Genomic DNA, 15,814 nt, shown 5'->3' with positions numbered 1-15,814 from the left:
AAATTAGTAAATTTTAAACTCTTTTATTTCAATATTACCCAATTTGTCTTTGTTTAATTTTTGTTTAATACCAAAGTATCTTACTTGTTTTTTGTCTAAAGCTTTAATAATGTCTTCGGCTAGTGCTTTGGTTATGCTATATCTTAAAAGTACCTCATTTAGTTCGACTAAGTATTGTCTTGTTCCTTGTTGTACCCTTAAACCAATTAAGTCTTCTTGGAATTTAATAATTCGGCTGTTATATGTGGAAGTACCACCTTTTGCCTCAACAATTATGTAATTATTACCTTTTTTAAATACTAAGTCAAACTGATCTCGTTTACCACCATGTGGTGCTATATTAGCTACTGGTTTATAGCCAGGAAAATATTTTTCAATAATTTTAATGGCAGATTTTTCTCCAAGTATTTCAGTAAATTGAATAACGAGGTGGTTTTGAGCTATATATTCTTTTGATTTTTTAGGGAATAAATCTCTTTCTTTTCTTGCTTTCTCTCTTTTCTTGAGATCTTTCATCAAATGATCTTTTAATTCTTTATCAGGTTTCAGATTGTTTTTTGATTGGGTTTGGTAATAAATATCTATACTTTTGTCTTTTGGAATAAAATGCCCCGTTTCTTTTTTTAGAACTTTTTTGCTGTTTTGAACGAGATCTTTTATTTCATCAATAGTTTTATTTGAATTAGGAACATTGTTTAAAAACCAAATTGCATCTTCAGCCTCTTTGGGTTTTAACTCTTTCTTTTCTAACCATTTTTTAATTTGATTTATTTTCTCTTTTGTATTTGGTAAACGCCAACTATTGATTTTAGAATCATAAATCTGGTTTTTGTTAAATCTAGAAATAACTTGATTGATTTTTAGCTTACCTGTTGGCGAGTCAAAAATGTACTTAAGAATTTTATTCCTTAATGCAGGTTTGATATTAGAGTATTTATTTAACTCTTGTAATCGTTTAATCTGTTCTCCTGTTAAAGCACTTTGTCCTTTAGTTAATTTTATACGTTCAAATTCTAAGATATAGTCAAATAACTTTTGGTTATCCCCCGCAAAACCTTTAAGAGAAACTGCTAGGTTGGTTAAGTCTTCTAAAAACTTGCCTGATGCAGTATTCATTAGTCCTCCTAGCTCTTTTTTAAACGAATCAACTGTTTTGTCTGTTTTTCCTCTTAAAACATTTTGTAACGTTTTTCTTGCATCATCTGATGTTTCTGTAAAATTTAAAGCATAAGTAGTTGCTTTAAACGAGTTTTGAGATGAGATCCCCTCCATAGCGTAAATAAGACCGTATTCAGGAGTTCTTCTAGGGAATAGCTCACCAAGGGCTCTTTTCGCTTTTTCTAGCCATCTTAAATATTCTTCTGGTACAGCTATTTCAGCTGCCACTAAATTGTTGAAAAGATTTTTAGAATTATTTATAATGTCATCAGCTTTTGCTAATGAGGTAAATAGCATTGCAAAATCACCAATGGTGTCAACTGTGGTCCATGTTGTGTATAACGTTTTATGTTCTCTTTGTAACCAGCTTGTTAACCCTTCATGTTGTATAGCTTTACTACTGATTTCTTTAGCAATTACCGCACCTGCTAATGCTTTGGCTCCTAGAGATAATGTTTTAGATATTAATACTCTACCTGCACCATAAACGCTTAAAACACTTATAATATCAGTAACAACGTTAAATGTATCCCAATTGGCTTTAGATTCTGCTTTATGATATAGCATAAACATTGGGATTTTGACAATGCTTTCAGGTTTTCCATTCACCATGGTTTGCATTTCAACTAAATCTAGTGGGTGATAATCCTGTTCTATATCACTTATGAATTCATTTGAACCATTCGGATTGAATAGTGGAATCCAAGCTTTTTGGTAGTAGTTTTTTAAATTTATTTTGCTTGTATGTTCACCCCAGTCAGAAACATCTAATTCTATTCGGTTGAATGCCCAATTTTCATTGCTAAACCAAACAGCAGTATAACCCTTTTGTTGCCCGAATTTGAGAATTAGTTCAATCATATAATCGCCAAAAGCTTCATAGGCTGTTCCGGTTGTAACCCAGTATTGATGAAGTTTTCTGAAGATTTTATATAATAAATTTGTGTTCTTTTGAAATAGATTATATGCATATTCAGGAGACATTGCTTTAACAATGTTTACCACAGCTAATTCTTCATTTGTACCGAATGTTTCATCAACTTCTCCACTAAGAATTACAATAAGATGATTTTTTAATTCTTGATCTTTTTCTTTTCTATTGATATTGTTTTCGCTTCTGTTGTAAAAAGCGTGAGGTAAGCTAGCATAAAGTTTATCTATTTTATCTTTATCGCTTCCAGCGTTTTTAAAATCTTTTTCAAACGTCTCAATTAGCTCGGCAATAGTATTTTCATCGGGGGTAAATTTGAATGTTCGAGTAAGGTGTTCAAAAGCATTATAATCAATTGTGTTAAATGAAAATAATAATTCACCATTTAAATCAAATATCTCTATATGGTATTTAAAATGGAAAGAGCCAGAGGAGAATCTGAAATTAAAGCTTTCAGGTTTTAAATTTGCAACCCTATCGAAAGCATTCTTGTTATATCTATAAACTTCATATTCATACTTGCCGATTTTTAGTTTTTTTCCCTCCTTTTCGAAAGTATCATCATCCGATGATATAACGGCGTTTCTAAAGGCAATTTCTTGTCCAATAAATTTGCTGATGAATTTAAGAATGTGCTCTGGTTTAACAATGAGATATCCATAATCATATTGGGACTCTACTTCAAAAGAAATGTTTAATTTATTGCTAGTGTCTTTTTTAGTAGCAGTAACTACTACTTCATCCAGAGTGTTCTTAAGCTTAAAAAGGATTTTATTATCTAAATAAACAGAGGCTTTAGAGCTTAAAAACTCCTCATATATAGGAGCTATTTTAGGATAAAGATTATGGTTTGAGAATTGTTTAATATCCAATAATAAATCCAAAACAAGGAATAACGAATTGTGCTTTTTTAAAGTTTCAAATACACTATCGTATTCATTCAGTGCACGAAGAGAATAGTAAACAACTCTGTATAAAGACATAATAACAGCTGTTCCTATTTTTGATGATGTAAAAGATAAATCCTCAATTAGTCTATTTAATTCTATTTTAAGTGTTTCTTTATATTCTTCAAGGTTAATGGGTTGAGTAGTTTTTTGAAGTCGTAGTAAGAAATCTTCGTATAAAAATAATTTTAAAGAATGATTGTTGGGGTCTATCAAAATAGATCCTACATCAGTTCTTGACGTGATAAGGTCTTCAATAATAGTAAGCCAATAGTTAACCTCATTACTATATAAATTATCATTGGTAAGAAACTTCTCTGTAATAGCTGATATTAATTGAGGTGTAGAAATGTCTTCTTCAAAGCGTTCTTTGGAATAGTTATAGGATTCTGAAAGAGCACTTATTAATAGTCGGTACTGTTCATTAAACTTGGATTCTAAATATTCTTTGTTCTCTGCAATATAGTTTTGAATTTCATGAAATTGAGGTAGACTAGCAATATCGTTTAGCGTTAAATGTTTTGGACCTATTTCTTTTTTTTGACTTAGTAGTTTTATTACTGCTTCCCAATAGCTTTTAGTATGTTTAGAATATGTTGGATTTCTAAGATATAGATCATTAATTGCTATAATTACATAATCTAAATTCTCAATTTTTATTTTATTAGTTGAAGAATTTGTTAAGTGTTGAGCGATATTATTATTTACTAAATAATTAATATATGTAGTCAGCCTACCATATAAAGATTCCAATCTTGACAACGAAATGTCATCATTATTAAGATAGATTTTAGTGATTAAATTTCCGTTATACCGCTTTAGAAATAGTTGAATTTCTTCGGCTTCATTTTGGGTGTTAATATTTTTGAAAAAGGCAATTAGATTGACCCATTGCATTTTTTCATAATCTTTTAACCCTTTTTCATTTAAAAATTTCTTGGCAATTATTTCAATAATGAATGCAGCAGTAATAATTGGTTTAGATTGCCTTGAGGTTGTTGTAAAAGCGATTGAATTTGATAGTTTTTCAATTTGTGACTCACTCCTTATTTTATTTATAATTTTAGATTGAGTTGCATTTACTGTTTGTAATAAGGTATTAGAAAAGTTCTGCTCATCAAGATCTGAAGTAGCTATATCAATAACAATATCTATAGGGTCTATTGTTTCAGATAAACCTCGTTTTTTATGTTGTTGATAATGTTCGTTACAGATTGAAACGAATTCTTCTTGCAATCGCATTAAAGAATTTTTCTCTGTGTTTGGTATAAATATTCTTTTTTCCTTACTACTCAAAGTATCGCTATTTTATCTGTAAATATCTTTAATTGTAAGGTGTTGTTTTATATTTTTTGGACTGTATATTCAATAGTTGCAGTAAAAAGGATTGGGATATGTAAAAACTAGAATTTAAAGTTGTAAGTTTGAGTAAAAATCTATTCTATGGATAATACTTTCGATCTAAATGAAAACCCTCAAATGCCTGATTTAAGTGGTGTAAAGGAAAACTTTTCTTCAGCACCTAAAGTGCAACAAATGAATTTTATAGGGAATGTTGTTATTCGAAATAAGGCAAAATTTACTAAAGAGGAGTTTCAGCAAATGTTTAAAGAATCGTTTAAAGGAATTAGTAATGATTCAAAATTATAACTGATAAATAAGATATTTTAATTAAAAAACCTCATGAATTTCATGAGGTTTTTTGTGGTCCCACATGGGCTCGAACCATGGACCCCCTGATTATGAGTCAGGTGCTCTAACCAACTGAGCTATAGGACCAGTAAAATGGATTGCAAAAATAAAAACTTTTTTGAAATTGAAAAGGCTTTTCTTATACTTTTCTCGTCATTAAGTTTTTTCCGAAAGCGATTAAACTTTCTTTTGCTGATTCTGAAATATTTAACCCTTTTAAATCTTCAAAAGATTTATTGGTATATTCTTGAATTAAGTTTTGAGTTAATGTTGGAATATCGTTTTGTTCGAAAATTCTCGTTACTTCAGATATTTTAATAGAGTTGTCTTCTAATTTCTGGTTGTAAAAGAATTGTAATTTTTCCTGATCTTCAGGATTAGCAATTTCTAAACACTTTAAATATAAAAAGGTCTTTTTATTCTCTATAATGTCTCCTCCAATCTGTTTACCGAAGGTATCAGGATTACCAAAAGTATCTAAAAAGTCGTCTTGTAATTGAAAAGCAATTCCTAAATTCACTCCGAAATTATATAATCCTTGCGCTTCTTCCTCACTAGCTTCACCTACAATCGCTCCCATTTTAAGAGCGGCTCCAACTAAAACAGAGGTTTTTAGCGTAATCATTTTTATATATTCCGAAATTGTTACATCGTTACGAGTTTCAAAATCAACATCTAATTGTTGACCATCACAAACTTCAAGAGCAGTTTTGCTAAATAATTTTGCTAATTTTTGAAATATAATTGGCTCGTAGTTTTCGAAATATTGATAAGCCAAAATAAGCATTGCATCACCAGACAAAATTCCAGTGTTGATATCCCATTTTTCATGAACAGTTTCCTTTCCTCTTCGCAAAGGAGCTTCATCCATAATGTCATCATGAACTAAAGTGAAGTTATGAAACGTTTCCACAGCCATTGCTGCTGGAAGTGCTTTTTCATGCGAGCCAGAAACTACATCACAAGCAATTAATGTTAATAATGGTCTTAATCTCTTTCCTCCTAATTGTAAGATATAGTCTACCGGAGTATATAAGTTTTTAGGTTCTCTGTTAAAATCCTGTGCTTCTAAATATGTAATAAAAGACTGAAAATATTTTGTTAAGTCCAAAGGCTAAAATTTTATGCAAAAATAAACCAATTCAAGGAACTAGATAATCTTAATGTTAAAAAATCATTAAAACTTAGGAAACTTTTTTTGTTTCTAAAGTTTCCTATTGTACATTTGCAAAGTATTATGGAAGATAAAATTATAAACAAAGCCGGAGAATTGTTTTTAAATCTTGGATTTAAGAGCGTTACTATGGACGATATTTCTAGTGAGTTAGGGATATCTAAAAAAACGCTCTATAAATACTTTTCTAATAAAGTTTCGTTAGTAAATGCATCTTGTTCGGCAATTCATGAGTCTATTGAACAAACTATAGATTTTATAAAGGAGAAAAATTACAACTCAATTGAAGAGGAATTTGCCATCAAAGCAATTTTTAAAGAAATGTTTAAAAATGCAAAAGACTCACCAATGCATCAGTTGAGAAAATATTATCCTGAAATCTACAATGATCTTATGGAACGAGAGGTATGCATTTTTAGAGATTGTAATCGAGATAATTTAGAGAAAGGTATTCAACAAGGTTTATATAGAGCGGATATAGATTTAAATATGATTACCAATTTCTATTTCACTTTGGTTTTTGGATTGTTTGAATCGGACATGTACAGTCATGACATGCAAGAATTAGTAAAAATTGAATATAAAATATTAGAATACCATATAAGGGCTATTGCTACAGAAAAAGGAATACTTGAGCTAGAAAAACAACTGGAAATAATTAATCAAAATTAGTAAACTAATGAAGAAATACATTTTAATTGTATTTGTATTATTTTTTACGAGCACTATTAATGCTCAACAAAAAGAGATGAGCTTGTCAATGAGTGAAGCTATTGGCTATGCTGTCAAAAACAACTACGACAACCGTACAGCTTTAAATGATATTGAAGCTGCTAAGAAGAGAAAGTGGGAAACTACAGCTACAGGTTTACCACAAATTAACGCAAGTGTTAACTATCAAAATAATTTAAAAAGACAATTCCCAGGAGTAGATTTCACTGGTGATGGAACTATTGATTTTAATGCACAACACAATATTACAGGAACAGTAACTTTAAGTCAGTTATTATTTGATGGATCGTATTTAGTAGGATTACAATCTGCTAAAACGTATTTAAAAATTTCTGAACAGGCTAAAGAGAAAACAGAAATGGCAACTAGAGAGGCAGTTATTAATGCTTATGGGAATGTTTTAGTTGCCGAAGAAAGTGTTAGAATTCTTGAGCGTAATAAAAAAGTAAATGATAGATTACTTAAAGGAGCTCGAGAAGGATTTAAAAACGGATTAGCTGAACAAGAAGATGTTGAGCGTTTCGAAATTTCTGAAGGAAACATTGTTAGTAATATTAGAAATGCCAAAAGAATGGTAGAGATTGCTTATGAGTATTTAAATGTTGCTTTAGGAAATCCAATCGATACGAAGCTAACACTAACTGAATCTTTAGAGGATTTAGTGTTAATGAATTCAGATTTACAATTATTATCACAAAGTTTTGATTTAGATAATCATATTGATTTCAGAATTGCGGCTAACAATAGAGAAAGTAATCGTTTACTTTTAAAATTAGAAAAGAGTAAAGCCTTACCAAGTGTTAATGCTTTTATCAACTATACTAGATTAGCCAATTCAGAAGATTTTACATTCTTTAATTCTTCTCAAAATTGGATTTCAACTTCTGTTTTTGGAGTAGGAATTAATGTTCCAATTTTTAGTAGCCTCGGTAGATCGGCTAAAACAAAACAAGCTGAAATAGCATTGGCATCTTCTGATATTAGATTAGAGGAAACAAAACAACGCTTAAATCTTCAAGTAAAACAAGCACGAAGTAAATATCAATTAAGCATTGAAAATTATGAAACGGCCAAAAAGAACCTTGGGTTAGCAGAACGTATTGAGAAAAAGCAAACGATAAAGTTTGACGAAGGGGTAACTAGTAGTTTTGAATTATTAGAAACTAGAAACCAATTATATACACAACAAAACAATTTCTTACAAGCTATGCTAGATATTATTGCTAGTAAAGCACAATTAGATAACGCATTAAATGTACCAGTTAAATAACCAACTAATGAGAAAGATATTAATACTAACAGTAACTTCAGTTTTTTTATTTTCTTGTGGAAATAAAGAACAAACAGTAGAAGCGGTCTTAGCTTCTAACGATTTGAAACAAATTAGAGCTAAAAAAGATGAATTAAGCTCTAAATCTCAAGATATTTTAGGTAAGCTTAAGCAATTAGATGCTGCGATATCTAAGTTAGATAAAAACAAAAAGATTCCTTTAATTACTACAATTAAAGCTGATGCAAAGGAGTTTATTCACTATTTAGAATTACAAGGTAGTGTGCAAACTAAAAAGAACGTTTTGGTGTATCCAGAAGTTCCAGGTCAGTTAGTGAGCGTTTTTGTAAAAGAAGGACAAAAAGTAGTAAAAGGTCAGGCTTTAGCTAGAATTGATGATGGAGGATTATCTAATCAATTAGCACAATTAGAAGCAAATGAAGCTTTAGCTAAAACGACTTATGAACGTCAAAAGCGTTTATGGGATCAAAGAATTGGATCAGAAATTCAATACTTACAAGCAAAAACAAATTACGAAGCACAAAAGAATGTTGTTGCGAACTTACGTAAGAACATGGCGAAGTATACTGTTAAATCTCCATTTACAGGAATTGTAGACGATGTAATTAAAGAGCAAGGAACAGTAGTTTCTCCTGGTCCAGGTGCAGAAATCTTCAGAGTAGTAAACTTAGGAGATATGTACATTGAGACGGATGTTCCTGAAAGCTATATTAGTTCTGTAATTAAAGGAAAAGAAGTTGAAATCGAATTTCCAATTTTAGGAAAAGAAGTACATTCAAAAGTTCGTCAGGCAGGAAACTTTATTAACCCAGCGAATAGAACATTTAAGGTGGAAATCGGTGTGCCAAATAAGGACAGATCTATCAAACCTAACTTAACGGCTAAGTTGAAAATTAACGACTATACAAATCCTAATGCGATTTTAATCCCACAAAGTATTATCTCAGAAAATGCAAAAGGAGAACAATACGTTTATATCGTGGAAAATTCAAAAGATAAATCAGTAGCTAAACAAGTAATTATTGAAACTGGTAAAACTCAAGGAGATATTGTTGAGGTTACAAAAGGTTTAGCAAGTGGAATGGAGATTGTTGACGAAGGAGCAAGAAGTGTTAAGGATAAACAAGAAGTTAAAATTTTAAAGTTAGCCAAGTAACAACTAAAAACTAAACTGATGACAGATCAACAAAAAAAAGTAGATAAAGAGTTTGGTTTATCTTCTTGGGCAATTAACAATAAAACTACCATTTATGTATTGATGGTAATTATATTGTTCTCTGGAATCTCTGCTTTCTTAAGCATGCCAAGAGAAAATTTCCCAGAAATAAAAGAGACTAAAATATATGTAAACTCTATTTTCCCAGGTAACACGGCGGAGGATATTGAGAAATTAATTACTGATCCTTTAGAAGAGAAATTAAAAACAGTTAGTAACGTAACTAAAATTAATTCAACTTCTCAAGAAAATGTATCAATGATTACTGTTGAATTTAGTGAAGCAGTAACAGTTGAAGAAGCAAAGCAATTAGTTAAAGATGAAATAGACGAAGAGGTTTCTGGTGAAGACTGGCCAACCTTTAATGGAGCTAAAGTAGAACCAAATGTTTTTGAATTAAATATTGCTGAGGAAACTCCAATTTTAAACATAAACATCTCTGGAGATTATACTGTTGAACAATTAAAAGAATTTGCGGAGTATCTTCAAGATGATATCGAAGATTTAAAGGAAATTAAAAAGGCAGATATTCGTGGAGCAGAGGAGAAGGAAGTTGAAGTTGCTGTAGACATTTATAAAATGATGGCGGCTCAAGTGAGCTTCAATGATGTAATGCAGGCTATTGGAAATGGAAATGCAACGGTTTCAGCAGGTAATATTATATCAAGTGGACAAAGAAGAACTATTAGAGTTTTAGGTGAAATTGAAAAGCCTAGTGAACTTGAAAACTTCGTAGTAAAGTCAGAAAGAGGAAATTCTATTTATCTAAAGGATATTGCTTCGGTAAGCTTCAAGGATAAGGACAAAACTACTTATGCACGTGAGAACGGAGAATCAGTGGTAATGCTAGATGTAAAGAAACGTTCTGGTGAAAATATGGTTGAAGCAACGGATAAAATTCGTGAAATTGTAAAAGTTGCTCAAGAATCGAAAGCTTTACCAACGAACTTAAAGATTACATTAGCTAATGATCAATCTTCAAAAACAGTTGGACAGGTTGATGATCTTGTAAATAATATCATTTTCGGAGTTATCCTTGTTGTAACCGTATTAATGTTCTTCTTAGGTTTAAAGAATGCACTTTTCGTAGGATTTGCAATTCCAATGTCAATGTTCATGTCTTTAATGATATTAAACATGATGGGATATACCATGAACACCATGATTCTGTTTGGATTGATTATGGGATTAGGAATGCTCGTGGATAATGGTATTGTGGTTGTGGAGAACGTATATCGTTTAATGGATGAAGAGGGAATGAGTCGTTTAGAAGCAGCTAAGAAAGGTATTGGAGAAATTGCATTACCTATTATTATTTCTACGGCAACAACAGTAGCTGCCTTTGTTCCATTAGGAATGTGGCCTGGAGTAATGGGGCAGTTCATGATTTATTTTCCAATTACATTATCAGTTGTATTAGGTTCTTCTCTTTTTGTGGCAATTTTCTTCAATTCTGTTTTAGTATCTCAGTTTATGAGTACGGAAGATAAGAACATGCCGTTAAAACGAATTATCAGATTAACCGTAGTTCTTGGAGTATTAGGAATATTATTATTACTATTTGGAGGAGCATTACGACCATTAGGAACATTATTGGTATTTGCGGCGGCAAACTTCTGGATCTACAGATTTGTAATGCGTCCGATGGCAAATAAATTCCAAAGTGACATTTTACCAAGATGGGAGCGTTTTTATGAAAGAGCAATTACTGCTGTATTAAAAGGTTGGAAACCTCAAATTATTACAGTATTAACTTTTATAGGATTAATTATTGCGTTTGTTGGATTTGGAGCTTCTGTAGGTTCTCAAAGAACAAAGGTTGAGTTCTTCCCAGATAATACACCAAACCAAGTTATTGTATATGTTGAATATCCACAAGGAACGGATATTGAGAAAACAAATGCAATTATGAGTGATTTAGAAGAAAGAGTTACAAAAATTATCAATTCTTCTGAATATTTAGATGGAGATTATAATTTCTTAGTAGAGAGTTCTATTACTCAAGTTGGTGCGGGTTCTGGAAATCCACAAACTGATGGTGGTTCTACTGCAGAAATGCCGCATAGAGGTAAGATTGTAGCTTCAATGCGTGAATATAAGTATCGTAAAGGAGCAGATAGTAAAGTGCTTAAAAAGGCAATTACTGATGATTTACAAGGAGTGTATCCAGGGTTGTCTATTTCTGTTGAAAAAGATCCTGTTGGTCCACCTGCGGGATATCCAATTAACATTGAATTAGAAGGAAAGGATTATGTTCAGTTGATTAACACGGCAGAGAAAATGCGTGATTTTATCAATACTAAGTCTATTCCTGGAATTGCAGAGTTAAAGATTGATGTGAATAAATCAAAACCAACAATGTTGGTTAATGTAGATAGAAAGAAAGCTGGTGAATTAGGAGTTTCTGCTTCGCAAGTTGGTCAACAATTACGTAATTCAATTTTTGGAACTAAAGCGGGTGTTTATAAAGAAGATGGTGAAGATTATGATATCTACGTTCGTTTTAATGAAGAGAATCGTTATAACACAAGTGCTATTTTCAATCAAACAATTACGTTCAGAGATATGGCAAGCGGACAAGTAAAATCAATACCTGTTTCTGCTGTAGCAAATCAAAAGAATACTTCTGGATTTAGTTCTATTAAGCATAAAAATGGTAAACGAGTTGTAACTGTGTATTCGGCTTTAGCACCTGGGTTTACAGATGCGGGAGCAATTGTTTCGAAAATTCAGGATGAAATGACAAGTTTTACAGAATTACCAGGTACTGTTAAAGTTGATTATACTGGGCAAATCGAGGAGCAAAATAAACAGATGGCTTTCTTAATGGGAGCATTCTTCTCAGGATTAGGATTAATTTTCTTGATTTTAATTTATCAATTCAATTCAATTTCAAAACCAGCAATTATTATGTTGGCAATTTTCTTAAGTTTAATTGGAGTATTTGGAGGAATTGTAATTTCTGGTTCATCTTTCGTAATTATGATGACAATGATGGGAATTATCTCATTGGCGGGAATTGTAGTAAATAACGGTGTGGTTCTCCTGGATTATACGCAACTGTTGATCGATAGGAGGAAAGTTGATTTAGGTTTAGAGGAAGACGATTATGTTTCAGTTGCGGATTTAAAAGAGAGTATTATTAAGGGAGGAAAAGCACGTTTACGTCCTGTATTATTAACTGCAATTACAACAATTTTAGGATTAATTCCGTTAGCAACAGGTTTAAATATAAATTTCTACACATTAGTTTCTGAGTTGAATCCACATATTTATGTAGGAGGAGATAATGTTATTTTCTGGGGTCCTTTAGCTTGGACAGTAATTTACGGATTAATTGTAGCAACCTTCTTAACACTTATAGTCGTTCCAATCTTATTCTATTTAATCACTAAGTTTAAAATGTGGATAAGAAATCAAAGTACTTCAGAAATAGATGAAGATACATTTGAAGATATTACTGGTGTAGCCAGTTAATTATTAAATAATTTGTTATTAGAAAAGGGTTAGAAGTTGTTTACTTCTAACTCTTTTTGTTTTTTTGAGGTATGAATAAGAAACCAGTTTACACTGTTGAGGAGATTAAACGTAAAATGGAGCGTTATTGCGTGTACCAAGATCGTTGTCATAAAGAGGTTGAAGATAAACTTAGAGAGTATAAATTAATTACTAAAGCAAGAGAAGCTATCTTACTTCATTTATTAGAGCATAATTTCTTAAACGAAGAACGTTTTGCCAAGAGTTTTGCAAGAGGAAAGTTTAGAATTAAGAAGTGGGGGAGAATACGTATTGTAAGAGAGCTTAAATTCAGACATATTTCTGAATACAATATTAAAACTGCTTTGAAAGAAATTGATGAGGAAACCTATATGAATAACTTATACGGTTTAGCAGAGAAAAAGAATAATTTGATAAAAGATACTAATACGTACGAAAGAAAGCGAAAACTATATGCTTACTTGAATTATAGAGGCTATGAAACAAATTTAATTCAAGAAGCTATTGAAACATATACCAAATAAAAAAACTCACGTGTAAACGTGAGTTTTATGTTTATAAAAAAGATAAGTTCTTATTGCAAAATAATTTTACGAGTAGCTGTCTTTCCATTAGAAACCATATTCATAATATAAATTCCTTTAGAATGAGAGCTCATATCAACTTCAAAATTAGCCTCTGTAATATTCTTCTTGAAGAATACTTGTTTTCCAGTAATATCAAAAACTTTAACCGTGATTTCATCAGTATTAGTTCTATTAACCTTGAAAATACTTTGAGATGGATTAGGGTAAATAGAAATACCATCTAAGAATACCTGATCATCTGTTGATAATACACCAGAAGGAGTGATAGCTGAATAGTATACTCCACGACCAAAAGTAGCTGCATATAATCTAGATTCAGTTTCGTTGATTTCTAAATCTCTAACTTGAGTATTTGGTAGGTTAGTGTCAAAAGCTTGCCATTCAGTTAAATCATCATTTATGAAATAAACTCCTAAAGTAGTTCCTAAGTATAAAGAGTTTTTACTACTTCCTTTATGTAATACTAAAGCAGTTAAATCTTCAGAAGGAGTATTTGTTCCAATTGTAGTTTTTGTTGGGAATGAAGCTGAAATATTCGTAACTCTAACAACTTTAGTTTGTGTTACTACCCAAACTGCTTCTGCATCAGAAGGATCAGTTACAATTCCCCTAATTTGACCTTCAGAAAAGTTAATTTTCGTAAAGTTTTGAGCTCTATCTGTACTTCTGAATAAACTATTTCCTTGAGCAACATACATAATGTCACTGTTTTCAGAATTGATAACTAGTCTATCAATATCTCCTTGGAAATTATGATCAGAAATTTTAGTCCAAACATTACTATCTAGTTTATATACTTGGCTATATCCAGCATATAGTTCTCCTTCTTTATTGATGGTTAATGGTGTAATCCATTCACCTCCATCATCGTTTGTGCCAGTTTCAGCAGCAGGAGCTCCTAAGAAAGAAGCTCTAGTAATACCTCTGTCATTAGTAATGTTTAATCTTCCTCCATATTGAGAAAAACCATAAAAAGTATTTGAATTTAAAGGGTCAACAACACCTTCCATACCATCACCGAAGTGATAGTGTCTCCAAGTAGTTCCATCAAATCCAAATCCTCCATTATCTTGTAAACCACCCGCAATAACATCAAGGTCAGTTTGAGATACTGAAATTCTGTAGAATTGACCAATAGCTAAATTGTCATTTAAATCGGTAAAAGAGCTTGCTTCGTCTGTTGATACGTAAATACCACCATCTGTTCCAGCAAAGAATTTACCATCAATAAAACGTAGGAAGTGAATATCGGCATGTGTATATCGAGGAGAATCGATAATTCTCCAGTCGTTAATTCTGTTAAAAGTGTCAGCTCCATCTGTAGATTTCCATACATCTAAAACTCCTACATAAACAATGTCTGCATTCTTATCAGATACCGTTAACGCTAAATCAAACCAAGCTTGTGTACTTCCGAATATGTCATTGGTTTCGGCGGTTTTAGTAAACGTACTACCACTATCTGTAGATTTATATACACCATTAAAAGCCCATCCTCCTCCTGCGCTTACAACATAAACATAATCAGAGTTTGCAATAGTTACGTCCATTGTTAGTCTACGAGATCCTGTTAATCCAGGTATAGAAACAACATTAAAAGTGTCACCTCCATCTGTTGATTTATAAAAAGTATCGCTAGAAACCGCATACCAAATATTTGAGTCTCCAGGTTTCATCTTTATATCAATTATATCTCCAGCTAAAGTAGTAGTCCAAGATCTTCCTCCGTTAATAGTTTTTTGAACTCCGGTACTTGTCGCAACTAAAACAGTATTTACACTATTAGGATTAATGTAAATTTCTCCCATTTCATCAGGATTACCTGGAATAGCATCTGTATTATTCCAAGTTGTTCCTCCGTCAGTACTTTTCCATACACCAACAGCACTTGAATCGTCTGCGTCATCATCTCCTGTTGCGATGTAAATAACATTGGAATCATTTGGGTTTATGGCAATACCTGAAACTCCAATTTGAGGCAGATAATCCGTTAATGGAGTCCAATTTGCTCCAGCATCTGTAGATTTCCAAATTCCACCTGCAGGCGTTCCTGCATAATAAGTATTTGAATTGTTAGGATCAACCGCAACTGCGTTCACTCTACCTTGACCAATTTTCTTTGGTGGAGCATCAAACGAAATATTAGTATAAGGTCCAAGTGATTTCCAATCACTTGCATTTCTTTTTGCAGATGCTTCATGGAGTTGGTTTTTTTGACGCCAAGCATCCCATAACTTTTCTTTAGAGGCGAAAGTACCATCTGGATTTAAGTAAAAAGACCAGTTGTATTCCCATCTTTTAAATGGCTTTAAACCACTACCTTTTTTATTTCGGTCAATAGTATTAAAGTAATTCTCTGCATACTGAGCCACTTCTTTTAATGTTGGCTTAGTTCCCTTGCGTTGTGCTTCACTGTTATACCATGGAGCATTCTTTTTAAATTGTCCATGAGAAACTGAAAAAGCCAGTAACATTAGGACCATGTAAAAATGTTTCATACTTCTAAAATTTATCAAATAAGTTTAGCCTATATAACAGTTGGGATTGAGTTTACCCTAGGTTTGTAAATGTTAAAATAGAAGTTATGA

The 15,814-nt window shown here is 31.8% G+C and carries 9 protein-coding genes and 1 tRNA gene; 6 read left to right on the top strand and 4 right to left on the bottom strand.

Annotated elements, in window-relative coordinates:
• Positions 1-3 precede the first annotated feature (3 nt).
• The gene (locus tag ABNT61_RS09780) at positions 4-4,332 is read right to left on the bottom strand and encodes a hypothetical protein (RefSeq protein WP_348743065.1); all 4,329 of its coding nucleotides are present in this window, start codon (positions 4,330-4,332) and stop codon (positions 4-6) included.
• Positions 4,333-4,479: 147 nt separating this feature from the next.
• On the opposite strand from ABNT61_RS09780, the gene ABNT61_RS09775 reads away from it, so the two are divergent.
• Positions 4,480-4,686, top strand: coding sequence for a hypothetical protein (locus tag ABNT61_RS09775; protein ID WP_348743064.1), 207 nt, complete (start codon positions 4,480-4,482; stop codon positions 4,684-4,686).
• A gap of 55 nt (positions 4,687-4,741) precedes the next feature.
• Here ABNT61_RS09775 and ABNT61_RS09770 read toward each other — a convergent pair.
• Both ABNT61_RS09770 and ABNT61_RS09765 read right to left on the bottom strand, forming a co-directional pair.
• Positions 4,742-4,815 (bottom strand) — tRNA-Ile (locus tag ABNT61_RS09770).
• Between the two features lie 52 nt (positions 4,816-4,867).
• Positions 4,868-5,839, bottom strand: coding sequence for a polyprenyl synthetase family protein (locus ABNT61_RS09765; RefSeq protein ID WP_348743063.1), 972 nt, complete (start codon positions 5,837-5,839; stop codon positions 4,868-4,870).
• A 126-nt stretch (positions 5,840-5,965) separates the two neighbouring features.
• Here ABNT61_RS09765 and ABNT61_RS09760 point away from each other — a divergent pair, with 126 nt between their 5' ends.
• The 5 genes from ABNT61_RS09760 (at position 5,966) to ABNT61_RS09740 (ending at position 13,163) form a co-directional block, all read left to right on the top strand.
• Positions 5,966-6,574, top strand: coding sequence for a TetR/AcrR family transcriptional regulator (locus tag ABNT61_RS09760; protein ID WP_348712886.1), 609 nt, complete (start codon positions 5,966-5,968; stop codon positions 6,572-6,574).
• Between the two features lie 7 nt (positions 6,575-6,581).
• A complete protein-coding gene (locus ABNT61_RS09755; RefSeq protein WP_348743062.1) occupies positions 6,582-7,904 on the top strand; it encodes a TolC family protein in 1,323 nt (440 codons plus the stop codon).
• A gap of 7 nt (positions 7,905-7,911) precedes the next feature.
• Positions 7,912-9,081 (top strand): efflux RND transporter periplasmic adaptor subunit, encoded by a 1,170-nt coding sequence (locus ABNT61_RS09750; RefSeq protein ID WP_348724009.1) that lies wholly within the window; start codon positions 7,912-7,914, stop codon positions 9,079-9,081.
• Between the two features lie 18 nt (positions 9,082-9,099).
• On the top strand, positions 9,100-12,618 hold the full coding sequence (locus ABNT61_RS09745) for an efflux RND transporter permease subunit (RefSeq protein ID WP_348743061.1): 3,519 nt from the start codon (positions 9,100-9,102) through the stop codon (positions 12,616-12,618).
• 71 nt (positions 12,619-12,689) lie between these two features.
• On the top strand, positions 12,690-13,163 hold the full coding sequence (locus tag ABNT61_RS09740) for a regulatory protein RecX (protein WP_348743060.1): 474 nt from the start codon (positions 12,690-12,692) through the stop codon (positions 13,161-13,163).
• 50 nt (positions 13,164-13,213) lie between these two features.
• On the opposite strand, the gene ABNT61_RS09735 is transcribed toward ABNT61_RS09740, so the two are convergent.
• A complete protein-coding gene (locus ABNT61_RS09735) occupies positions 13,214-15,724 on the bottom strand; it encodes a T9SS type A sorting domain-containing protein (RefSeq protein ID WP_348743059.1) in 2,511 nt (836 codons plus the stop codon).
• Positions 15,725-15,814: the final 90 nt, after the last annotated feature.

This window comes from Tenacibaculum sp. 190524A05c, assembly GCF_964036595.1.
GTDB classification, from domain to species: Bacteria; Bacteroidota; Bacteroidia; order Flavobacteriales; family Flavobacteriaceae; genus Polaribacter; species Polaribacter platacis.
This window is presented reverse-complemented; position numbering and strand designations above follow the sequence as displayed.

Excerpts from the sequence above, each read along its gene's own strand:
- ABNT61_RS09760 (WP_348712886.1), top strand. The coding sequence starts at position 5,966 with ATGGAAGATAAAATTATAAACAAAGCCGGAGAATTGTTTTTAAATCTT.
- ABNT61_RS09755 (WP_348743062.1), top strand. The coding sequence starts at position 6,582 with ATGAAGAAATACATTTTAATTGTATTTGTATTATTTTTTACGAGCACT.
- ABNT61_RS09745 (WP_348743061.1), top strand. The coding sequence starts at position 9,100 with ATGACAGATCAACAAAAAAAAGTAGATAAAGAGTTTGGTTTATCTTCT.
- ABNT61_RS09735 (WP_348743059.1), bottom strand. The coding sequence starts at position 15,724 with ATGAAACATTTTTACATGGTCCTAATGTTACTGGCTTTTTCAGTTTCT.
- ABNT61_RS09775 (WP_348743064.1), top strand. The coding sequence starts at position 4,480 with ATGGATAATACTTTCGATCTAAATGAAAACCCTCAAATGCCTGATTTA.
- ABNT61_RS09750 (WP_348724009.1), top strand. The coding sequence starts at position 7,912 with ATGAGAAAGATATTAATACTAACAGTAACTTCAGTTTTTTTATTTTCT.
- ABNT61_RS09740 (WP_348743060.1), top strand. The coding sequence starts at position 12,690 with ATGAATAAGAAACCAGTTTACACTGTTGAGGAGATTAAACGTAAAATG.